Source organism: Variovorax sp. P4_D9 (assembly GCF_056401695.1).
Window position 1 is genome coordinate 1 of the sequence record NZ_JBFUIU010000063.1, and the last position, 22127, is coordinate 22127.

Genomic DNA, 22127 nt, shown 5'->3' on the forward strand with positions numbered 1-22127 from the left:
CAGTGCGTGGTCAAGGCGCGCGAGGCGCTGCGCCAGGAAGTGGCTGTGTTGGCTGTGCGCGCGGCCTTGAACAGCGCCTCGGCGTACGGGCGGGCGATGGTTGCAATCTCGGCCATGGCTACAGCTCCGCCTTCAGGCGACCCAACAGCTCGGCATGCACGCCGGCGTTGACCTCGCGACGAAGGATTTGCTCGGCCGCGCGCACAGCCAACACAGCCACTTCCTGGCGCAGCGCCTCGCGCGCCTTGACCACGCACTGCGCGGCCTCGGTCTCCGCGGCAGCGACGATCTTGGCTCCCTCCTCGCCGGCGCGTACCTTGGCTTCCTCGATCATCGACTGCACCAGGCGCTCGGCATCGGCCTGGCGCCTGGCCGCGACGTCTCGCATTGCCACCATCTGCGCCTCCAGACGCTGGTTGGCGGCGGACTGCTCGGCCTTCGCCTTGTCGGCGGCCGACAGGCCGTCGGCGATCTTCCTGGCGCGCTCGTCCAGCGCTGCCACGATGGGCGGCCACACGAATTTCATCGTGAACCACACCAGGATGGCGAGCACCGCCATCTGTGCGAACAAGGTTGCATTGATGTTCACGGCAGCACCTTGTCGAGTCAATGCAGGACGAAGGGATTGGCGAACGAGAACATCATCGCGATGCCCACGCCGATGATGAACGCAGCGTCGATCAGACCGGCCAGAACGAACATCTTCACCTGCAGTTCGTTCATCAGCTCGGGTTGGCGAGCGGCCGCTTCAAGATATTTGCTGCCCATGACGCCGATGCCGATACAGGCGCCGATGGCGCCAAGACCGACGATGAGGCCGGCGGCCAGAGCGACGAGACCCAATACGTGTTCCATGATTTCTCCTAGGTGGTTTGAAGCTGAGATTGAGGAAAGAAGACGAAAAGCTCAGGCGGCGTCATGTGCCTGACCGACGTAGACGAGGGTTAGCATCATGAAGATGTAGGCCTGCAGTGCGACGATCAGGATGTGGAAGACGGCCCACCCGGTGCCTGCGATCACCTGGGCAATCCACAAAGACGCGCCGGTGAGCGACGAGAAGCCCACCGCGCCCATCAATGCGATCAGCATGAACAACAACTCGCCCGCATACATGTTGCCGAACAGCCGCATGCCGTGCGACAGCGTTCTCGCGAAGAACTCGACCATCTGCATCGCGAAGTTGGCCGGGTAGAGGAACCATCTGTCGCCGAAGGGCGCGGCGAACAGTTCGTGAACGAAGCCGCCGATGCCCCTGATCCTGAGGTTGTAGAACAGCACCACGCAGAGCACGCCGATGGACATCCCGAGGGTGGCCGACAGGTCGGCGGTGGGAACCACGCGCATGTAGGCATGCTGCTCATCGTGGCCCGAGGCGCCGGCGATCCACTCCCAGATGCGAGGGATCAGGTCGACGGGCAGGAAGTCCATCGCGTTCATCAGGAGGATCCAGACGAACACGGTGAGCGCCAGCGGGCCCACGAACTTGCGCGACTGCTCGTTCCTCACGGTGGCCTTGGCCTGCCTGTCGACCATCTCCAACAGGGCCTCGACGGCGGCCTGCAGGCGGCCTGGCGCGCCGGACGTCACCTTGCGCGCGACGCTGCGCAGCAGCCACATCGCCAGCACGCCCACGAGGATCGACCAGAACAGCGTGTCGTAGTCGACGATCGAGAAGTCGATCATGCGGGTCTGCTCGTGCGAGCGCCAATGCTGCAGGTGGTGCTGGATGTACTCGCCGGCAGTGGGACCCTGGGAGGCCTGTTGCGCCTGCCAGGTGGTCAACGTCGCCTTGATCATCGTGCCCCCCTGCGCGGCGCACGCGGTGCGATGTCCGAGGGCACGCCATGTTCGAGGCCGAGGATCTGCTCCAGCCGCCGGAAGCGCGCCTCGTGCTGCGCGCTCAATTCGCCGCGTGCACGCGCTACGAGCCGCGCCGCGTCGATCGCCCGCTGCCGCTGGGGCATGTCGGCGAGGAGCTTTGGCATGGCGGCAATCGCACGCTCCTCGTCGAGCTCCAAGACGAACGCCTGCCGTTTCACGGCTGCCTTGAGATCCGCCATCGACGGCCGGACCTCCGGCGCGAGCTCGTCGATCATCCGTCGCACCAGGTTGAACGGCCGTTCGTCGATCACCTTCTCGTCGCGAGCGGCATAGATGACCATGCGGACCCAGCCGTCTAGCACGCTGCCCTGTTCGATGTGCGCCTCGGACGCTTCGCGCTTCAGGCGCTGCAGCTGCGCGTGTTCCCACGTCTGCGACTGCGGGCTTGGGCGGCGCCGTGTACCTTGCTCGCTCGGCCCCACCAGCGCGGTCAGCCACGGCGACTCGTAGATCGCCTTGAACGTGCGCTCGGACATCTGGTCGCGCACGTCGCGGAAGGTATCGAGCGAGCGCTCGATCCCAGCGGAAGCCTGGCCCTCGAGTCGCGCGAACGGATTGTCCTCGGAGACGTGGCGGCGGTTGGCATGCACGGCGTCGGCCGCCGGTTTGATCCACGCCGTCCAGGGATTGAGATCGGAAAACATGTACCGTTCGAGCCGCGCCGGGTTGAGCATGCGCGTCGCTTGCGCCGTCTGCTCGTTCGTCATGCGCTTCACGATCGGCGAGGCGTACGTGTCGTAGAGACGCTGATTGATCTCGGAAACGGCCTTCACCACCTCGAACGCCTGCTCGTCTGCGCGGCCGTCGTCGAGCGCGAGAATGTCCTCGACCGTGCGCGGGACGAACCGGATGACGTAGCGCCCGTTCACCAGCTCGTGGCCGGGCATCTCCGGCGTCGTGTCGTCAATCTGCGCCTCGTACAGGCCCGGCGGCAGCGTGTTGATCAGATCGAGCGCGCAGGCGAGCTCGGTGGTCTCCTTCTGCGCCACGCCCGCCGAGACGAAGATGCCGAGGTGGCCGATCTTCTCGTGCAGGCAGTAGACGATCGTCTGCTCGTTCGCGCGGATCTCGTCGACGCTCGCGTACAGGTCCGGGATCCAGTTCAGCGCTTGCTGCGGCGGCGTGATGTTGTCGCCCCAGGACCCGAACACGATGATCGGCTCGCGGATGTTGCGAATGTCGACACGGTGCTGGCCGTCAGCCGACTCGACCTCACCCGCCGTGAGCTTGTTGCCCACGAACAGGTTCTGTGTGATCCATTCCATTTCCTCCTTGTTCATGAGGTAGTGGCCGCCCCACCACTTTTCGAACTCGAGGAAGCGACCGCGTTCGGTGTCGACCTTGGAATAGAGGTTGTGGAGCTTGCTCCACCAGGTGTTGGACGGATTGAGGTTCTCGAAGTTGTTGACGAGGTACGCGCCGTCAAACTTCCCGTGGCCGAGGTCGCCAGCCAGCGAGGCCATCCAGGTGCCTCCCAGCAGGCCGCCGGAATACCGCATCGGGTTCTTCCCGACCACACCGGCCCAGTACGAGATCGGCGAACCGGCGAGCAGGATCGGGCCGACCAATTCCGGCGCCACCGACGCGAGCATCACGAGCGCCCACCCGCCCTGGCAGTTGCCAATGACGAATGGCTTGCCTTCCGTGTCCGGGTGCAGTTCGTTGACCTTCCTCAGGAACTCGACCTCGGCGGCGCAGACCGACTCGATGGTCTGGCCCGGCACCGGTCGCGGGAAGAACATCACGAAATAGCAGGGATGCCCGTGTTTCAGCGCAATGCCGATCTCGCTGTCGATCTTGAAGCCGCCGATGCCGGGCCCGTGGCCTGCGCGCGGGTCTATCACGACAAATGCCCGCTTCTTCGGATCGACCGGCGGGCAGTCGGCGGGCGGCTTGATGCGCACCAGCGCGTAGTTTGCCGGGCGCTCGAGATCGCGGCCGTCGACGACCATCTCGTAGTCGAACACGAGCACGGGCGGGTTGCCCGACCGCTCGTGCTCGATGTACTGATTGCCGCGCTCGCGCAACACGTCCCAGGTCAGGATCGTGCGCTGCCAGGCGTCGACCCAGTAGCTCATCGCGGTCTGCGGCGACGTGATGGTCGAATGTTCGGAAGGGGTGTTCATGCGTACTTCTCCGTGAGATTGAGATCCAGCCATACGAGCCGAACCGTCGGCCCTTCTGAGCTCGCTGCCGACTCGAATCCGAGTCGCCGAGCGAGGCGGAGCATCGGTCGGTTGTCGGCGAGCACGAAACCTTCCATGCGTGCGGCCCGTTTGCACGAGCGGCCGCGATCAGCTCCCGCATCAGGCGCGAGGCGAGCCCCACGCCGTGCCAGTCATCGGACAGCGTGATCGCGAACTCACACGCCTGGTGGGCGCGGTCCGCGACGTAGCGCGCGCCGCCGACGATCGTCTCGCCGGATTCGTCGCGGCGATTCGCGACCAGCACCAACTCCCGCCCTGGCACGGGGTGCACCGTGTGCTCCAGCATCTCGCGAGGCAGCTCCTTCTGCGGCGCGAAGAAGCGCGTGTAACGCGCCTCGGCGCAGAGCCGGTCGAACGCGGCCTGGCACGCGTCCCGGTCGTCGGGATGGACAGCCCGCAGTGTCACGCGGCGGCCGTCGCGGACGGTGACGGCGATCTCGGCGAGTTCCTTGTTGACGGATTCGTCGATCATGATCGTTCACGCCATGATGTTGAGGCCGCCGTCGACGTACACCGTGTCGCCGGTCATGTGACGGGCGTACGGCGTCGCCAGGTACGCGCAGGCGAATCCGACATCGCGGATGTCGATGAGTTCGCCTGTCGGCGCACGCGCGGCCGCGTCGTGCAGGAGCAGGTCGAAGTCCTTGAGCCCGGACGCAGCGCGGGTCTTCAGTGGACCCGGCGAGATCGCATGCACGCGGATCTTCCTGGGTCCCAACTCGAACGCAAGATACCGGCACGCCGCCTCGAGAGCCGCCTTCACCGGCCCCATGACGCTGTAGTTCGCGACCACCTTCTGCGCGCCGTTGAAGCTCATCGCGAACATCGTGCCGCCCTCCGTCATGAGCGGGGCGGCGAGCTTCGCCATGCGGACGAACGAGTGGCAGGAGATGTCCATCGCCCGGGCGAATCCTTCGGCCGAGCAGTCGATGAGCCCGCCTTCGAGATCTTCCTTCGGCGCCCAGGCGATGGAGTGGACCAGGATGTCGAACCCGCCCCAGTCCCGGGCGATCCGCTCGAAGACAGCCTCGAGTTCACCGGCCCTGGACACATCGAGCGGCATGGCGATCGACGCATCCAGCGCCTTCGCCAGCGGGTCGACATAGGTCATGGCCTTGTCGTTGAGCCAGGTGATGGCGAGGTCGGCGCCGAGTTCGCGCAACGCGGCGGCGCAGCCGTAGGCGATGGAATGCTCGTTCGCGATGCCGACGACGAGTGCCCTCTTGCCCTGCAGCGCGGGGTGATGAATTTCCGGGGTCATGACGTTCTAGTCCTATGCATTGAAGAACGATGGGACGATGTCCACGATGAGGATCTTGAGGATCGTCATCCCTGGGAAGATCATCGCGTAGGCGATGTCGGGCCGATCGGTCGGCACGAGCTTGTTCGAGAAGGCGAGGATCGCCGGATTGCCGGACGCACCCGCGACGATCCCGGCCAGGTGATCGAACGGCATCTTGAACACGTAGACGCCGAGGATCAGGATCGGCAGCACGAGCGCGACCAGCGCAAGGGCGCCTACGCCGATGAAGAGGAATCCCGACTGCGCCAGCGCGGCCGCGAACTTCGGCCCCGACGACATGCCGACCTGCGCGATGAACAGCGTCAGGCCGAGGTTGCGCAAGACCAGGTTGGTGGAGGCCGGGATCCCCCAGTTCAGGCTGCCGATGCGGTGCAGCTTGCCCAGCACGAGCGCCACGATGAGCACGCCCGCGAGGCCGATGGCCAGCGGCGGGATCCCGGGCAGCGGCACCTGGAAGGCGCCAACAAGGAAGCCGAGCGCGAGGCCCAGGCCGATGCAGATGTAGCTGAAGTCGGCCGTCCCCTTGATGGAATCGCCGAAGAACTTGCGCAGTGCCGGGAAGTCCTTGCGATCGGCGAGCAGGCCGACGCGGTCGCCGGACTCGAGCATGAGGTCCGGCCGGCCGAGTAGATCGGTGTCTCCGCGACGCACGTGCGCAACCTTGTACCGGACGTTCGGCAGAAGACCCAGGTCGCCGAGCCTCATGCCGACCACGGCGGCGCGCGAGGCGAACACGCGCAAATAGTCCAGGTCGCTGCGGTCGGCGGTCATGCGCCCCTTGGACGCCTCTCCCAACTCGTTGCGTGCCTGCTCGACCAAGTCCTTGCTCGAGGCGACGGCGAGCACCACGTCGTCCCGTTCGAGGATGAGGTCCGCCGACGCGAGATGGTTGTGATGGTGCTCACGCAGCGCGACGATCTGCACACCCTCGGGCAAGCTCGCCGACACTTCGTCGAGGCGCTTGCCGACCACAGCCGGATTGCGGATCGCGATTTCGAGGCTGTGGAGATTGCSCGGCGTGGGGGCTTCGATGCGCGGCTTGAGGAAAATGAAGGCCAGGTAAATGAAGAGGATGGGGCCGAAGACGCCGAACGGGTAGGCAGCCGAATAGCCAACAGCCGGGTCGGAGTTGTGAAGCGTTTCAATCGCCGCCTGCAGAGTGGCTGTGCTGGTTCCGGACCCGGCGAATATTCCGAGCGCATGGCCGAGCTTGACGTCGCCGCCCACGAAACAGAGCGACACCGCCGCGGAGAGCAGGACTCCGATCACGGCGAGCAGATTTGCCTTGCGTCCCTCGACGCTGACGAGGCCGCGGAAGAAGTCCTTGCCGTACTGGATTCCGACGGAATAGAGAAAGAGTGTGAGACCGAGTGTTCCCACCATCGGGGCGGGAACGGACTTCGGCGCGAGCCATCCGACGGCCAGCGCCACGAACAGCACGGCCCCCGCGCCGAGCGAGAGACCTTTGATGTTGACGGCTCCAAGCAGGTAGCCCAGTGCGATCGTCCCGAAGAGCGCCACCATCGGCTGGTGCTCCAGAAGCGTCCTGACGGATTCCATGTCTGCCCCTTGTGGTTTGGGATGTCGTGCGTTGCTGGCAGCCGCCGTCAGAAGACGGTCAGGCCCCGGCTGCGGAACTGACCGCGCACACGCTCGCTGAGCTCCGCGGACGGTGGTTCGGCGTCTTTCAGCGGGTAGTCGATCCCGAGCTTTTCCCACTTGCCTCGGCCGAGCTGGTGGAAACGCAGCACCTCCACGCGCTCCACGCTCTCGAGGCCCGCACAGAACTCTGCCACGCGCTCCACGTTGTCGTAGCCGTCGGTCAGTCCGGGCACCAGGACGAACCTCACCCACATCGGCCGACGAAGGTCCGACAGCCGCCGCGCGTAGTCGAGCGTGGGCTGCAGCGGATGGTTCGTGACGCGCTGGTAGACCGCGGCATCGCCGGACTTGATGTCGAGCAGTTGGAGGTCGATGTCCATCAGCTGCTCGTCGCTCAGCCGGTCGCCCAGGCGGCCGGAGGTGTCCAGGCAGGTATGCACGCCGAGCGCCTTGCAGTGCCGGAAGAGACGGGTCATGAACTGGGCCTGCACCATCGGCTCGCCGCCCGAAAGCGTGAGGCCGCCCCTGCTGATCTTCAGCACCTGCGCATGCTTTTCCACGGCCCGCATCACGTGGGCCAGGCTGAGCGGCATGCCGTTGCGCTTGTGCCAGGTGTCCGGGTTGTGGCAGTACTGGCAGCGCAGCAGGCAGCCCGTCAGGAACACGACGAGCCGCAGTCCGGGCCCATCGACGGTGCTGCCGAGCACCGCCGAGTGGACATAGCCGATCAGGTCCTCATCGCTGTGATGCGCCACCTCTTCGACGTCGCTGTCGTGGATCTGGAAGTACGCCGAACCCGCCATTGCAGGCGCGCCCTTGGCGACGTAGTGCTCGTAGGGGCCACGGCTTGGCAGTTCGATGGCAGCCATGACTACATCACCTCGTGGAAGGTGCGGTTGATGACGTCGAGCTGCTGCTCTCTGGTGAGCTTCACGAAGTTCACCGCGTAGCCAGAGACACGAATCGTGAGCTGCGGATACTTCTGCGGATGCTCCATCGCGTCGAGCAGCGTCTCCCGGTTCAACACGTTGATGTTCATGTGAAAGCCCTTGGAGCCGAAGAACGCGTCGAGCCCGTTCGCCAGCCGCTCGTAGCGCTCCTCCAGCGTGCCAAGCGCGGTCGGCGCGATGGTGATGGTGAGCGAGATGCCGTCCTCGGCGTCGTCGTACGGCAGCTTGGCGACCGACAGCGCAGCCGCCAGCGCGCCGTGCTTGTCCTTGCCGTTCGACGGATTGGCCCCCGGGGCGAAGGGCTCGCCCTTGCGGCGACCGTCGGGCGTGTTGCCCGTGGCCTTGCCATAGACAACATTGGACGTGATCGTCAGCACCGACTGGGTATGCACCGCGCCGCGGTAGGTCGGATTCGCACGCACCTTGTCCATGAACCTCGACACGAGCGATACCGCGATGCTGTCGACCCGGTCGTCGCTATTGCCGTAGCAGGGAAACTCGCCGTCCACCTCGAAGTCGACGATCAGTCCGGTCTCGTCGCGCACCGGCTTGACCTTGGCGTACTTGATCGCCGAGAGACTGTCGGCCACATGCGAAAGACCCGCGATGCCGGTCGCCATGGTGCGCAGGATGTCGCGGTCGTGCAGCGCCATCTCGATCGCCTCGTAGCAGTACTTGTCGTGCATGTAGTGAATGATGTTCAGGGCGTTGACATAGGTCATCGCAAGCCAGTCCATCATTCGCTCGAAGCGGTCCATCACCTCGTCGAAAGCCAGGACCTCGCCCGTGACCGGCGCGAGCGTCGGCCCGATCTGCGCGCCGGTGATCTCGTCGCGACCCCCGTTCAGCGCGTAGAGCATGCACTTCATGAGGTTCACGCGCGCACCGAAGAACTGCATCTGCTTGCCCACGCGCATCGCAGATACGCAGCAGGCTATTGCCGTGTCGTCGCCCCATTTCGGGCGCATCAGGTCGTCGCTCTCGAACTGGATTGCGCTCGTGTCGGCGCTGACCTTGGCGGCGAAGCGCTTGAACGGGGCCGGCAGCCGGGTGGACCAGAAGACGGTGATGTTCGGCTCGGGGGCCGGGCCGAGTGTGAAGAGCGTGTTGAGCATCCGGTAGTTGGACTTGGTCACCAGCGTGCGGCCGTCATCGCCCATGCCGCCCTCGGTCGCGGTCGCCCACACCGGGTCGCCGGAGAACAGCGCGTTGTATTCGGGTGCGCGCAGGAAGCGCACGATGCGCAGCTTGATGACGAAGTCGTCGAAGATCTCCTGCGCCTGGCTCTCGTCGAGCCGGCCCTCGCGCAGGTCACGCTCGAAGTAGATGTCGAGGAAGGTGGACACGCGGCCCACCGACATCGCCGCGCCGTTCTGCTGCTTGATCGCCGCCAGGTAACCGAAGTAGACCCACTGCGTCGCCTCGCGTGCATTTGTCGCCGGCACGGAGATGTCGAAGCCGTAGTTCTTGCCGAGCTGCTTGAGCTCTTCCATTGAGCGGATCTGCTCGGCGGTCTCCTCGCGCAGGCGAATCACGTCCTCGGTCGAATGACGCTCGTCGAGCTGGGCCTTCTCGCGCTTGCGCTCGGCGATGAGGAAGTCCACGCCGTATAGCGCCACGCGGCGATAGTCGCCAATGATGCGGCCGCGACCGTAGGCGTCGGGAAGCCCGGTGATCAGGTGGGAGTTGCGGCACTTGCGGATGTCGGCGGTGTACGCATCGAACACACCGTCGTTGTGCGTCTTGCGGTACTTGGTGAAAATCTCTGCGACATTGGGGTTCGGCTCGATGCCGTAGTCCTTGAGGCTCGCCTCCACCACGCGCCAGCCGCCGAGCGGCATGATGGCGCGCTTCAGCGGCGCATCGGTCTGCAGGCCGACGATGATTTCGGAGTCCCTGTCGATGTAGCCCGGCGGGTGGGCGAGGATCCCCGACGGCTCTTGCGAGACGGCGAGCACGCCCTTCTCACGCTCTTCTGCAAGCAGCGGCAGCAGCTTCTGCCACAGCGCGCTTGTCCGATCGGTCGGACCCGCGAGGAAGCCTTCGTCGCCTTCGTAAGGCGTGTAGTTGTGCTGGATGAAGTCGCGCACGTCGACGCGGCTTTGCCACTGTTCCCCGACAAAGCCGCGCCACGGGTCGCTATGGATTTGGGCGGTGGGCGGAACTGCGCTCGCGTCTTTCGAGGGAGCGGGCCTGGTGAGGGTCAAGGTGGTCATGCGTTCGATCTCCGTTGAGTGGGAATGGGGCCTTGCAATGGAGTCGATGCTATGGACGCGTGCCCGTCCAAAGAAGTGAGCTACGCGTGACTAACAGCCGAATGAAGCCTCGACAAGATCAAGGCCYGGCGTGGACGCGCTCAAGCGGCCCGGGCGTGACGAGATCGGCGTGTAGGCGGGGAAGGGCGCCGGCGCTGCGCGATCGCCGCCCAGGCGGCGGCAAGCAGTTCGTGCGCGAAAAGAGCACCCACGCCCAGCGCATCGAGAAAGCGCTCGAAGACGCCAACCTCAAGCTCAGTGTCATGCTCAGCGACATCCTGGGCAAGAGCGGGCACGCGGTGCTCCACGCCCTCATCGATGGTCAGGACGATCCCGAGCGCCCGGCCTCTAGAGGTGGCCCCGGATCATGCCGAAAGCAGCGCGCGGTGGTGGGTTGATGGCGCCACAGGGTTGAAACAAGGGGGGAGCGCCCCGCAGGGTCCTCAGTACGACCCTGAGTCCTCATGTCCCAACTGTGCACGCGCGTTGGCAGCAATCGGCTTCCTGTGCAGCATGCCAGCGTGAACGTTGTCGGCCCGAAGGCGCAAGCAGGCCGCGCGCGTGAAGCCCTCAGCCATCGGTAAGATCGGCTTCACTGCCTGCCGCCGTTCGCCTTTGCCCTGTCGAAGGTCGGCGGCTGACGAAAGCTGACCTCGGCACTTTTCTTCGCGAACGGCCGGTCTGCCTTCGGAATTTGACCTCCGCCGACATCGTCGAGGAAATCCGAGTTCGGCATGCCCGCTTCTGTTTCGCGAAGCCGCGCGCTGACGCTGGTGGCGCTGCTGGGTGGACGATCGCGGTGTTGATATTGCCCGAGGCAGTGCTGAGTCAGCACCGCGCGAGAGGCAAGGATAGATGTCCGCGCCTTCAGGGACCCGATCAAAAAAGCTGCCGTCTTGGACTTCAATCCTTCCGCCCAATCGCGCTTCCGGCGGTATGGCAGCTAGGACGTCGTAGCGGTCGAAAACCACCCCGCGTGCTTCGGGAAGCCATTCGAGTATTTGTCGCAGCGCCTCCCGCATTGCCACCACCGATGTCGACGATCAGCTTCGCTCCGGAGAAGTCGTAGCTGACCGCAAGCGTCTGATGCCGGCGGTCTGGAAAGTTCGCCATGAAGGCATCAAAAATTCGAGCCTCGGCGGGATGTTTGCGAAGGTACTGGAAGCGGTCCATGCCCCATGCGGCTTGATTCGGAACGCCACCCGCCAGCGCGGAATCCAGGACACCCGATGCCTTCCACGAGCCGGGTGCAGTCCAGAACTTGGCGCCATGGTGGGGGCTGTTCGGCTCGTCCGTCCGCAGGAGCATGGAGCGCGGAGAGCGCGCGACGCTCCCGTCCTCCCCGACGCGAAAGACGCCGAATGCCGCAAGGGCACGCAGAACCCGGAGCAGCGGCGTGGGAAGAACTGAACTGGTGGTTGCCAGATCGCTCACATTGCGGCTTCCACTCTCGGAGTCTTGTCCGCGAGAGAGAGAGATCACCGGCCAGCCGGAGCATCCGGGAGACCTGGAATCTTCGAATGAGTAGATCCAGCGCCCTCGATCGCTGTCAGTTCCATCATTGGTCAGGGCGAACCTGCGCAGTTGGTTGCCCACTCTCCGCGAGTCGTCGGGCGACGATCTGCTGCAATCGCCAGAGATTGGCATCCCTGATGTCAAGACGTTCCAGTTGATCAATGGTTTGCAGCAGGTACTCGGCGCCCGATCCCCAGTGTCCCGCCGCCTTGCACAGGACGTCCGCGATTTGCTCTTGCGTCAGGCCGCCCACAAAATTCGGCCCCTTGCGATTGGCGGCGAAAACGATGGCGCGCACGTCGGTACCGCTCGCCTTGGCGGTCACCCATCGAGGTGGGGTGTTCGGTGGCTTGACGGTCATTTCCCTTCGCCAAAGCGCGCGCAGGCTTGTCGGGACCGAGGCCGCATCGATGCGAAGCAGTGCGCCACGGCAACTTCCTCCAGGCGTGAGCGACATCATCAACCCCGGTTGGTCGGGGGTGCCTCGAAAGCGAGTGAGCCGGATGCAGAATGATCGATGCCATCCGGGCAGAACTGCGGTCACGTGCTCGGCAACTTCAAAGCCCGGATTCCAAAGCAAGGACCCGTACCCGAAGACCCAGACATCCTCACCACGCCACGGACCGGTTGCAAGAAATTCCTTCAATGAGGCTTCGTAATCGGCATCGTTGTGGACCACCACGCCCGGGGCCGGGCCACTGTCTTCGACTTCGCGAGCAATTCGAGAGACCAACTCGGGAGTCAGACGGAAAGGCCTGGCCCGCCGGCCATCGGCCCCATGAAGGGAAGTCATCGGATGCTCCTTTGGGGGCATTTGCCGCACGAGTTGGTGCCGCGGGCGGAACGGCGGCTGGTTTCGCCGCGCAACCTGAGCACTGTGAATGCGATTGGGCTCCTAATCGGCTGTTGGCGCAATCCTCGCAACTGCGCTTCAGTTGTCGCTCTGGCAATTTCCTCGCCGCGCGCCAGCGCCGGGTGTGTCTGCGCCGCCTTGACACCGGTTGTCGATGCTGAGACCTCTCCGGTAACCGGATGACCGGAATCGGCCTCCCAGAGTGAGTTCGCCGAGCGGCCCGGAAAGACCGGAACCGCTTGCATACCTGCCGCTGGGGCTGCCGCGCGAGAGCCGTGGTTTACGCCTTCAATTTGAGCCCGTGACCGGCAATGGCAACGGGCATCGGCCAGTGCCTATGAGTTTCGGCCGCGACGCGCTGCTTGCAGCCTGCCGTTCGCCCCGGGCCGTCGTCGAGCCTCCTACGAGTGTGTTCTCCACGACCAGTGTGCACAGTTACTACGAATTCTCCGGAACTACTGACATGTGCCAGCCAGAGTAGTGCGATTTCCCCGTGCAAGGATCGAAGTTGCTGCGTTGATCTGCCCAGGAGTCGCGGTCCGAGACACAGCCCAAGTCGGAATCGGGGTTCGAGGCCATGCCCCCGGGTCGACTGGCTCACTTGGCAAACGCGCGCCAGGTCGACATCATGCAGGCAAGCACGGGGGCGACAGCAGTCCATGTCGCGGCCTTGTGGAACGGACCGTAACCAAGTCGAAAGGAAATGACATGAGCAAGTCTCTTCGCTACGCGATCGGCGCCACGTCCATCGCACTGCTGTTCGCCTGCGCGCAGCTGCACCGTCAGGACTTCAGTTATGTCGCTCCGATCTTGCCTGAAGGCGCCTCGGGCTATCAGGTCAAGCCGGGCTGGGCTACGACGAAGTTCTCGGTCGCCGCCGCGAACCCGCTGGCCACCGACGCCGGCTACCAGGTGCTAAAGGCCGGCGGCTCGGCCGTCGATGCCGCGATCGCGGTGCAGATGATGCTGGGCCTCGTCGAGCCGCAGTCGAGCGGAATCGGTGGCGGCGCCTTTCTGCTTTACTACGGCGGCGAGTCCGTCGAGGCCTTCGACGGCCGCGAGACCGCGCCTGCGGCGGCTGACGAGAAGCTGTTCCTCGATGCGGCTGGGAAACCGATTGCCTTCTCCGACGCGGTCGTCGGCGGCCGTTCTGTCGGAACGCCGGGAGCCGTTCGAATGCTCGAACTAGCTCACAAGCAGCATGGGAAGCTGGCCTGGGCCCAGTTGTTCGGGCCCGCGATCAAGCTCGCTGACGACGGCTTCGCGGTCAGCCCTCGGCTGGCGACACAACTCAAGGGCGAGCAGCACCTTCGCAAGGATCCTGCGGCAGCAGCCTTTTACTATCCGAATGGACAGCCCTTGGAGGCAGGCGTGATTCTCAGGAACCCCGCCTATGCTGAAATCCTGCGCAAGATCGCCCGCGAAGGATCCCGAGGGTTGCTGGAAGGGAACGTGGCGCAAGCCATCGTCGACAAAGTGAATCGCCATCCGACGAATCCGGGCAAGCTGGCCGTTTCCGATCTCTCCCGCTACGAGGCGAAGAAGCGCGAGCCGATCTGCAGCGACTATTCGGCTCGCATGACCACCGGTGCCGTCCATGCCTACCGCCTCTGCGGCATGCCTCCGCCAAGCTCTGGGGCGATCACCGTGATGCAGATCCTTGGCATGTTGGCCCACACCGAGGCTCATACCCTCCCGCTGGTCGCCGGTGCCGATCCAAGCAAGGGGCCGACACCGAGTGCCGATTTCCTGCACCTGTACACGGAGGCATCGCGCCTGGCGTTCGCTGACCGGGCGCAATACATCGGCGATCCCGACTTTGTGCAAGCGCCGGGCAGGAACTGGTCCAGCCTCATCGCGCCGGCGTATCTGGCCGAGCGCGCCAAGCTGATTGCGACATCACCTGGTGCGCCCAGCATGAAGACCGCGAAACCCGGCGACCCCGGTGCGATGTCGGTCTCGTATGCGCCCATGCCGGAGCAGGTCGAGTACGGCACCTCGCACATCAGCATCGTCGACGCGGCCGGCAACGCTGTCGCGATGACGACCACCATCGAGGATGTGTTCGGGGCACGCCTGCTTACAGACGGCGGCTCAGGCAAGGCCGGAGGATTTTTGCTCAACAACGAGCTGACCGACTTCAGCTTCGCTCCTACCGACGCGGAGGGCCGCCCCATCGTCAACCGCGTTCAACCACTGAAGCGGCCGCGCTCGTCAATGGCGCCAACGCTGGTGTTCGAGCGCGCACCCGACGGTGGCAATGGTCGGCTGGTAGCCAGTGCCGGGAGCCCTGGTGGCGCCATGATCATTCATTTCACAGCGAAGGCCTTGTACGGCATGTTCAACTGGGGCTTGAACGCTCAGCAGGCCATCGACCTGCCGAACTTTGGATCACTCAACGGTCCGAGCCTGCTGGAGAAGGACCGCTTTGCACCGGTCACGGTCGACGCGCTGCGAGCGCGCGGCGCGGAGGTGCGTGAAATGGAGATCACGAGCGGCCTGCAGGCGATACAGAAGACACCGACGGGCTTCTTCGGTGGGGCAGACCCGCGCCGCGAAGGCGTTGTTCGCGGAGACTGATATCGCATGCGGCGGATTGCTTTTCGCAGCGTGGGCGTCCGAAATGCCGCTTGGATTGGAGTGCGACCCATGCTCTATCGAATGGTAAGCAGGTTGCTGGTGCTTGCGCTCGGCTGTTTGCAGTTTGCAACCGCGATAGGCCAACGAGCAACGGCCAAGGCTTGCGCGTGAGTGAGTGGCAGTCAGCCGTTGTCGACTCAATGTGAAGCGCATTCTTCTTCGAGCAACGCAGCGGCTCACGCCTCCAAGTCCGATTCAAAGTCACGTTCTCCGTCCGATCCGAGACGGGTGCATTACGCAGATGCCACGGGTCAGGCGCATGCTCAAATTGGTGTTCATGTTCATGCTTTCGGGTCGTCGGAGGGCAGCTTTCGCGCGACGGCAAGTGCTGATGCCACAACTAGTGATCAAGTCACATTCACCCCGGTTCAGAAGGTTCGGAAGATGATGAATGCCGGGAAGCCCATTCCCTCATGCCCACCACCTCCTTGCGGAGGCGCCAAGGTGTGCAGAAACTAAGATTCATTCGTCGCGTCCGAAAGCGTCCACGCCATCCTGTCCAGCGGCCTGCTGAAGAACCCGTTTCGACCTCGCACCGAGAGTTGAGCCTCGACTCACGCACACGACCTTAGGAGTCACCGGCCCCGAGAGCTTCCACCCGCAGGGTGTTCGGCCAAGAAATCAATGAACGTTCGCACCGCCGGCACGATACCGCGTCGGCTTGGAAATACCGCCTGTATCTCTCCCGTGTCGCAGGACCATTCAGGCAGAACGACACGAAGCGCTCCCGCCTGAATCTCTTTCGCGCAGAGCACCTGGGGCAGCAATGCGACACCAATGCCGTCCATCGCGGCGCTCTTCAGCGCCATCATGTCGTCGGTCAGCAGCCGAGGCTGATGCACCAATTCTTCTACCGCCTTCCCACTTCTGAGCCACCAGGACGCGACGTCGCCGGCCGTCGGGAGAGACAAGGTTGGCCAGGTCGATAACTCCTGAGGGCCGGACGGCTCACGATGTTTCGCCAACAGGGTCGGGCCAGCCACGAGGACGTCAACCACTTTCCCGAGCGGACGAACGACGAGGCTGGAATCGCGGAAAGGCGGCCGCACGACGCGCACGACGATGTCCATCGACTCCTCCAATGGGTCCACCCGCCGATTGGTGACGGTCAGGGCGACGCGAACGCTCGAGTAACGGTGCATGAAAACCGGCAGGAGCGGCGTCAGCCAGAGCTGCGCCAGGGAGATCGGGCAGCTCACGCGGATCAGACCTCGGGGCTGCGCAATCGCCTCTTGCACGACTTCGTGTGCAGATTCGCTCAGGGCCACGATCGCCTTGCAACGGTCGTAGAACAGCTGGCCCACCGGCGTCACCTTCAACGACCTGGAACTGCGCTGCAGAAGGCGCACCCCCAGCCGCTCCTCGAGCAGCGCAATGCGCCGGCTCAAGCGGGACTTGGGAATCCCCATTTCCCGGCTGGCGGCACTGAAGCCCTGGTGCTCCACAACCATCGCGAACAGCGCCAGGTCATTCAGGTCGTCCATTGATGTGTCTCCTCGTTGCCCGGGATCGTATGGGCCTCGCATCTCGTATGGCCCTCGTTCCACCTGCAGAACGCTGCGTTCGAACAGGCCGGATTGTTGCGATAGCTTGGCATGACCATCATCCAAGCATCGGAATCACCGAAAAGAGACGAAGGAATGAATCTCCTGCACATCGACTCCAGCCTCCTCGGGGCCCATTCCGCTTCACGCGAATTGACTCGAGCCATTGTGCAAGCCTGGCGTACCGCGGAGCCGGACATGCACGTCAAGTACCGCGACCTGGCCGCAACCGTTCCGCCTCAGCTTACCGGAGCGGCCGTGAAGACCCTCAAGTTCGGCCAGCAGGCACCACAGGGGGATGTCGCTGCCGACCTGAAATTCATGGAGGAACTGCTGGTCGAGTTCCTGGAGGCAGATGCGATTGTGATCGGCGCACCGATGTACAACTACTCGCTGCCCACACAGCTCAAGGCTTGGCTCGATGCTCTGGCTCAGCCCGGAAGGACGTTTGCGTGCACCGCCGACGGACCCCGCGGGCTTGCAGGCGGCAAGCGCGCGATCATCGCTTCATCGCGTGGTGGGGTTTATAGCAATCCAAAGATGAGCGTGAAGGACTTTCAGGAGACCTACCTCACGGCCATGCTCAATTTCATGGGCGTCACGAGCGTCGAAGTCGTGCGTGCCGAAGGCGTTTCGCTCGGCAAGGACCAAAGGGAAGCGGCTCTGCGGCAGGCGCACGAGCGCATCGAAACCCTGTTCGTACCCGACGGAGTGATTGTATGAAGCTCGCGACCTTCTCACATCAAGGTCGGCTCCGCTTCGGAGTGATCGACGGCGAGCAGATTGCCGACCTCTCCACGCAGCAAGGTGCGCCCGCCAGCCTGCGGGAGTTGCTGGAGCGGGGACCTGAAGGAATGGAATGGGTACGGCGCGCAGCGGTCGGCGCGCCACGACTGCCACTGGCGCAGGTTCGCCTGGAGGCTCCGATCCGAGCGCCCCAGAAGTTCCTTTGCCTGGGAGGAAACTACCCCTCGCACCTGGCAGAGGCAGCCCGGCAGGGTCTGCTGCGCGGCCCCGGCCAGGTCTGGTTCAACAAACAGGTCTCTTGCATCGCCGGCCCCTACGACGACGTGTACCTGCCCCGGGCCTCCCACCAGTTCGACTATGAAGGAGAACTGGGCGTGGTCATCGGCGAGCGCTGCCATCACGTCGCGGCCGAAGACGCGATGCAAGTGATCGCGGGCTACGTGATCGTCAATGACCTGAGCGTGCGCGACTGGCAGCTTCGGACGCCGACCCACACGCTGGGCAAGTCCTTCGACACCCACGGCCCCATTGGGCCCTGGCTGGTGACGTGCGACGAGATCCCGGATCCGCATGCGCTACGGCTGCGTACCTGGGTCAACGGTGAGCTACGACAGGACGGGCATACCGGCGAGATGATCCATCGCATCGGCGAAATGGTGGCGGAACTCTCGGCGGCCCTCACACTGATGCCAGGCGACATCCTGTCGACCGGCAGTCCGGCCGGCGTAGGCGCCCTGATGGACCCACCGCGCTACCTGCAGCCAGGCGACCGGGTGCGGGTGGAGATCGAAGGCATCGGCACGATCGAGAACCGGGTCGTGGCCGAACCGCTCGCGCGCCTGCACCGGCCAATCCGCCAAGGAGTCGAAGCATGACCGTCAAGACCCGCCATCTTCCCGACGCTTCTGCTGGCCCGATCCGCCCGACGCAGTTGGCCCACGTCGTACTGCGTGCGCGCGACCTGCAGCGCTCGCGTTCCTGGTACCTCACCCTCCTGGAAGCGCGCCCCTCCTTCGAGAACGAGATGGTGTGCTTTCTCACCTACGACGACGAGCATCACCGCATCGGACTGATCGGCCGGCCCGAGCTGCAAGGCGACACCGATTGCCACGTCGGCCTGGAGCACATTGCGTTCACCTACGGCGACCTCGGCCAGTTGCTGGCCACGTATCGGCGTCTGGCCGATCTTGGCATCCACCCTTTCTGGACGATCAACCACGGGCCGACCATCTCGATCTACTACAAGGACCCGGACGGCAACCGGTTGGAGCTGCAGTACGACGTTTTCGAACGCCCAGAGCAGGTCGAGGCGTTCTTCGCCGGTGGCAACTACGAAGAGAACTTCATCGGGGTGACGTTCGACCCCGAGGATCTGATCGCGCGCTACGAGGCCGGCGAGCCACTTGAAGCACTCACCGCTCGGCCGCCATTGCCACTCGGGCGCACGCCCTGGGACATGGTGGTCCATTAGGCTGGCCCCGCTTCTTGGGCCCAAGATTTCAGGACACCTTCTTGCGAAATCAGAAGGCTACTGGCTGGTCTACGAACCTGATGAAGACGAGTACTACTGCTTTTGGGGCTCGGATTCGAACAGCCTTGGGGCCTATGGTGTCTGTGGGAATCCGCTCTATTGCTGGTGAGATTGAGAAGTTCGAAGCCCGTCGCCCGAGGCCGGCGCGGTCGAGGCCTTCGATGCCGTCAAGTCGCATGCGCCGCGCCCAACGGCCGCTTTAGAACAGACGGAAGGTCGGCTTAGGGCCCGGAGCGTGGGTTCGCGACATCTAGAAGCAGCCGTTCGCTCGCGAGTTCGTCCTCATCTTTCCGTTGCCACCCGCGATTCGGCCATGGCGCAGCCACGACGTCTCTGGCGCGTTGCGCCAGGCCGTGAGCCATTTGGTCATGGCCACGTAGTTCGCACAGGGCTCGCCGCGTTCGCGGCGAGCTGGCTGCTCGGCCAGGGCGCGATTCCAACCCAGCGCAGCATGCCCGCGTAGCGGGCCAACTGCTTCTCCTGCGCAGGGCGCGGGCGAAGCTGGAAGCGAAAGGCTCGAAGGAGCGAATCGACGGACATCTGCCAACAGTATGCGGAAGCCGCGGCGCTACGCGAAAGGTCGCCAATAGCAATACCTGCGTTCCTTCCCCGCCCTGAAGGGCGAGGTTGACGCAAATACTGATCAGCCCCTCGGGGCCGGCGCTTGGCTTGGCGCCGCAGCGATCGCGGCCTCGACCGCTTCGAACGCCGCCTGCGGGCCGCGCCGGGCGACCAGGAACTGAATCTGGGTATCGACACCATCGTTGTTGACGTCGGACGCCTCCATCGAGATCAGATCGAGGTCCTCCTCGCGGGCCTGCGTCGAGACGCTGAGTTCGGCTGCGGAATGGACGGCCTCGTCCAGCGCCTCGGCGTCGAGTTGAGCATCCCTCGTCATTGCGTTGAGGAGGCCCACAATCTCGTCGTTGCTGATGTACTGCCAGGACTGAACGTATGCGCCCTGGGCCGGCAACGCGGGGTCGCCCTGCGAGATGTTCACCTGCGCGTTCGAGTCGACCTCGAGCTCGCCGTCGCGTTGGCCGCTGCGCGCGTACATGCGGAACACGTCACGGGGCAGATCGCTCAGGGCGACCCGCGCCGCGATCGAGATGAAACCGGAGGCCGAGGCCTTCTTCAGGGCGAACTCTTCGATGTCCTCGAAGTAGCTGAGGGCGGGTTCCTGACCGGCCGCCAGTCGGCGCGAGAAGTCTCGCTGGAATTCCGCGGCCCACTCGGAATAGATGCCGTAACGGTCACGCGAATCCGTGGGCAGCGCCAGCTCCGCGCGCGCGACGGTTTCGGCGATGTCGATCAGCGGCTCCACCAGGACAACAGGAATGGTGTCCTTGGGCGTGGCTGCGGCGACACCCTTCGCGAACGCCCTTTGCACAACATCACGCCACTCGCCCAGCGAAGGGGTCGTGCCGGAGAGCGATTTCAGAAGTTCGTCGCACTCGGCGATCGAGAGTTCGATGGTCTGAACGGGCATGGTGGTGGTTCCTCGAAAGTGTCGAAATTGATCTGGGTGGATCCGCCGCGACACACGCGGCGGGTCTTCGTTCAGGCTGCCGCTCGCTCTGCGCTCGGCTCATCGTTCGCTGCCGGCCCATCGGCACGCTCCTCGGCCGGCGCAGGCTGCGGCTCGGGCACGACGGGCGCTCCCGCCGCGGCGGCGGAGATCGCCTGGCGCACCTGGTCGCGGCGCTGCGCGGTCTCGTCGCGGATCTGGGCGAAGTACTCGCGGCCCACTTCCTTGGCGAGGGCGCGCTGCTGCATGCCCTTGGCGTAGATCTCCAGGCCGGTGCCATGCACCAGGAGGCTCRGCGCGCGGTCGAGGAGCCCGGGCTTCGTGGGATCGAAGCCGAGCTTGACCGCGACGTAGCCCTGAGGGATACCTGCAGACGAAGCAGCCGTTGCCTCGTCGCCAACATCCGCGCGTCCGTTGAGGCCGATCGCCGCGCGACCCGTACCGAGTCGTCCGTGGCGGGACATGACGCCGAGAGTGACGTTCAGCGGGTCGCGGGCGGCCGTGGCGCGCTCGCCCAGCGTTTCCTTGCGCATCTTTACCTGCTCACCACGCATCAGGCGCAGCGCACGGCGTGCATCCTTGGACTTGGTCAGCAGGAGCAGCCCCTTGTCGTTGATGACGATGCCGTAGGGCTTATTCGACGACAGGAACTCGGTTTCGAGCATCAGGCCGTTCGCGCCCTGGGCTTCGACCAGGCGCTTCACGAAGGGCTTGATCTGTCCGCCCCACACCCGCATCGGCATGAACTGCGCGCCAACGTGGCTCATGGTTGCCGGCAGCAGGACGCCGCGCTGGCGCATCCCGTTGTCGTCTGAATAGATGATCGAGCGGCCGACGCGCGACTTCACCGACCAGTCGTAGGCCATGTACATGTTGCCGCTCAGGACATAGCCGGAGCGACGGTGCTGGCCGACAGGCGCCAGGTCGAACTCGTCGCGCGCCCAGGTCACGCGAGGATTGCTCTCACCGAGCACGTGCGCGAAACGCCAACCCGCTTCGGTAGCCCGCTGGAACTGCGCAGGACGAAGCCGAGAGTGGGCATTGGTCATCAGCTTGCCCGCAACCTCGCCCTTCTTCACGTCTCCGCGAACCTCCGAGAGCAGTGCCCGCAGGGAGTACTCGACGGGACGTTCCTCGCCCGGGAACACGACGGCGATCTTCCACTTGTGCGGCAGGATCAGCTCACGTGCTTCGGTGGGAAGCTTCATGTTCACGATCACGCCAGTCTTGGCGCGCTCGATCACCACGCCATTGCTGTCGACCTTCGCGTCCTCGATGAAGAGGCCGCCAGGCACGATGCCTTCGACGTGGTCCTTCAGCCATTGCGCCCGGAGGTGCGCGCGCTGCGCCGGCGGATTCGTGAGCGCTGCTTCCTCCGAGTTCGTCATCCCTGCGGCGACGGCTGCCATGGCGACGATGGCCTTCATGCCGGCGTTCAGCTTGGCCACGATCTCCGGCTTCCAGGAAGCGCAACCTTGCTCGTCGAGCTGGAAGTAGCCGCCCTCGGCCGCGAGCATCTCGCCGCTCACAGTGGCGGCAGCGACACAGGCCGTCCAGGACATCGGCTTCAG

General features: G+C 64.6%; 19 protein-coding genes and 2 pseudogenes. 5 read left to right on the forward strand and 16 right to left on the reverse strand.

What is annotated here, in order from left to right:
* Positions 1–118: 118 nt before the first annotated feature.
* The 9 genes and pseudogenes from AC1DY5_RS09815 to pflB form a co-directional block, all read right to left on the reverse strand.
* Entirely contained in the window at positions 119–589 is a 471-nt protein-coding gene (locus AC1DY5_RS09815) for a F0F1 ATP synthase subunit B (RefSeq protein ID WP_478111100.1), read from the reverse strand.
* Positions 590–606: 17 nt separating this feature from the next.
* On the reverse strand, positions 607–855 hold the full coding sequence (gene atpE, locus AC1DY5_RS09820; protein WP_478111101.1) for a F0F1 ATP synthase subunit C: 249 nt from the start codon (positions 853–855) through the stop codon (positions 607–609).
* Positions 856–906: 51 nt separating this feature from the next.
* Positions 907–1797, reverse strand: coding sequence for a F0F1 ATP synthase subunit A (gene atpB / locus AC1DY5_RS09825; protein WP_478111102.1), 891 nt, complete (start codon positions 1795–1797; stop codon positions 907–909).
* Complete coding sequence (locus AC1DY5_RS09830; RefSeq protein WP_478111103.1) at positions 1794–4007, reverse strand: DUF3141 domain-containing protein; 2214 nt, start codon at positions 4005–4007, stop codon at positions 1794–1796. Before AC1DY5_RS09830 ends, atpB begins: the two co-directional genes overlap by 4 nt.
* A 205-nt stretch (positions 4008–4212) precedes the next feature.
* A pseudogene (locus tag AC1DY5_RS09835) lies at positions 4213–4560 on the reverse strand (GNAT family N-acetyltransferase); the annotation flags it as partial.
* A 6-nt stretch (positions 4561–4566) separates the two neighbouring features.
* The gene (gene fabI / locus AC1DY5_RS09840) at positions 4567–5349 is read right to left on the reverse strand and encodes an enoyl-ACP reductase FabI (RefSeq protein WP_478111104.1); all 783 of its coding nucleotides are present in this window, start codon (positions 5347–5349) and stop codon (positions 4567–4569) included.
* A gap of 12 nt (positions 5350–5361) precedes the next feature.
* The gene (locus tag AC1DY5_RS09845) at positions 5362–6951 is read right to left on the reverse strand and encodes an aspartate:alanine exchanger family transporter (RefSeq protein ID WP_478111105.1); all 1590 of its coding nucleotides are present in this window, start codon (positions 6949–6951) and stop codon (positions 5362–5364) included.
* Positions 6952–6998: 47 nt separating this feature from the next.
* The gene (gene pflA, locus AC1DY5_RS09850) at positions 6999–7862 is read right to left on the reverse strand and encodes a pyruvate formate-lyase-activating protein (RefSeq protein WP_478111106.1); all 864 of its coding nucleotides are present in this window, start codon (positions 7860–7862) and stop codon (positions 6999–7001) included.
* 2 nt (positions 7863–7864) lie between these two features.
* On the reverse strand, positions 7865–10159 hold the full coding sequence (pflB, locus tag AC1DY5_RS09855; RefSeq protein ID WP_478111107.1) for a formate C-acetyltransferase: 2295 nt from the start codon (positions 10157–10159) through the stop codon (positions 7865–7867).
* 221 nt (positions 10160–10380) lie between these two features.
* On the opposite strand from pflB, the pseudogene AC1DY5_RS09860 reads away from it, so the two are divergent.
* Positions 10381–10539, forward strand: a pseudogene (locus tag AC1DY5_RS09860) (IS110 family transposase); the annotation flags it as partial.
* A 251-nt stretch (positions 10540–10790) separates the two neighbouring features.
* On the opposite strand, the gene AC1DY5_RS09865 reads toward AC1DY5_RS09860, so the two are convergent.
* The 3 genes from AC1DY5_RS09865 to AC1DY5_RS09875 form a co-directional block, all read right to left on the reverse strand.
* Positions 10791–11105, reverse strand: a complete 315-nt coding sequence (locus AC1DY5_RS09865) for a hypothetical protein (RefSeq protein WP_478111108.1) — start codon at positions 11103–11105, stop codon at positions 10791–10793.
* Complete coding sequence (locus AC1DY5_RS09870; protein ID WP_478111109.1) at positions 11102–11632, reverse strand: hypothetical protein; 531 nt, start codon at positions 11630–11632, stop codon at positions 11102–11104. Before AC1DY5_RS09870 ends, AC1DY5_RS09865 begins: the two co-directional genes overlap by 4 nt.
* 124 nt (positions 11633–11756) lie before the next feature.
* A complete protein-coding gene (locus tag AC1DY5_RS09875) occupies positions 11757–12506 on the reverse strand; it encodes a gamma-glutamylcyclotransferase (protein WP_478111110.1) in 750 nt (249 codons plus the stop codon).
* A gap of 768 nt (positions 12507–13274) precedes the next feature.
* Here AC1DY5_RS09875 and AC1DY5_RS09880 point away from each other — a divergent pair.
* A complete protein-coding gene (locus AC1DY5_RS09880; RefSeq protein WP_478111111.1) occupies positions 13275–15146 on the forward strand; it encodes a gamma-glutamyltransferase family protein in 1872 nt (623 codons plus the stop codon).
* 635 nt (positions 15147–15781) lie between these two features.
* On the opposite strand, the gene AC1DY5_RS09885 is transcribed toward AC1DY5_RS09880, so the two are convergent.
* A complete protein-coding gene (locus tag AC1DY5_RS09885; RefSeq protein ID WP_478111112.1) occupies positions 15782–16690 on the reverse strand; it encodes a LysR substrate-binding domain-containing protein in 909 nt (302 codons plus the stop codon).
* A gap of 156 nt (positions 16691–16846) precedes the next feature.
* On the opposite strand from AC1DY5_RS09885, the gene AC1DY5_RS09890 reads away from it, so the two are divergent.
* Genes AC1DY5_RS09890 through AC1DY5_RS09900 form a run of 3 tightly spaced genes read left to right on the forward strand, consistent with a single transcriptional unit; the run spans position 16847 to position 18968 of the window.
* Positions 16847–17473 (forward strand): FMN-dependent NADH-azoreductase, encoded by a 627-nt coding sequence (locus tag AC1DY5_RS09890; protein WP_478111118.1) that lies wholly within the window; start codon positions 16847–16849, stop codon positions 17471–17473.
* Positions 17470–18372 carry a fumarylacetoacetate hydrolase family protein gene (locus AC1DY5_RS09895; RefSeq protein WP_478111113.1) on the forward strand — a complete coding sequence of 301 codons (903 nt, stop codon included), beginning with the start codon at positions 17470–17472 and terminating at the stop codon, positions 18370–18372. The genes AC1DY5_RS09890 and AC1DY5_RS09895 overlap by 4 nt, the downstream gene beginning before the upstream one ends.
* On the forward strand, positions 18369–18968 hold the full coding sequence (locus AC1DY5_RS09900; RefSeq protein ID WP_478111114.1) for a VOC family protein: 600 nt from the start codon (positions 18369–18371) through the stop codon (positions 18966–18968). Before AC1DY5_RS09895 ends, AC1DY5_RS09900 begins: the two co-directional genes overlap by 4 nt.
* A 426-nt stretch (positions 18969–19394) precedes the next feature.
* On the opposite strand, the gene AC1DY5_RS09905 is transcribed toward AC1DY5_RS09900, so the two are convergent.
* The 3 genes from AC1DY5_RS09905 to AC1DY5_RS09915 form a co-directional block, all read right to left on the reverse strand.
* Positions 19395–19790: a helix-turn-helix domain-containing protein gene (locus AC1DY5_RS09905; protein ID WP_478111115.1), complete on the reverse strand. Its 396-nt coding sequence runs from the start codon at positions 19788–19790 to the stop codon at positions 19395–19397.
* Positions 19672–20571 (reverse strand): hypothetical protein, encoded by a 900-nt coding sequence (locus AC1DY5_RS09910; protein WP_478111116.1) that lies wholly within the window; start codon positions 20569–20571, stop codon positions 19672–19674. The genes AC1DY5_RS09905 and AC1DY5_RS09910 overlap by 119 nt, the downstream gene beginning before the upstream one ends.
* Positions 20572–20588: 17 nt before the next feature.
* On the reverse strand, positions 20589–22127 hold a 1539-nt coding region (locus AC1DY5_RS09915; RefSeq protein WP_478111117.1), incomplete at its 5' end, for a hypothetical protein.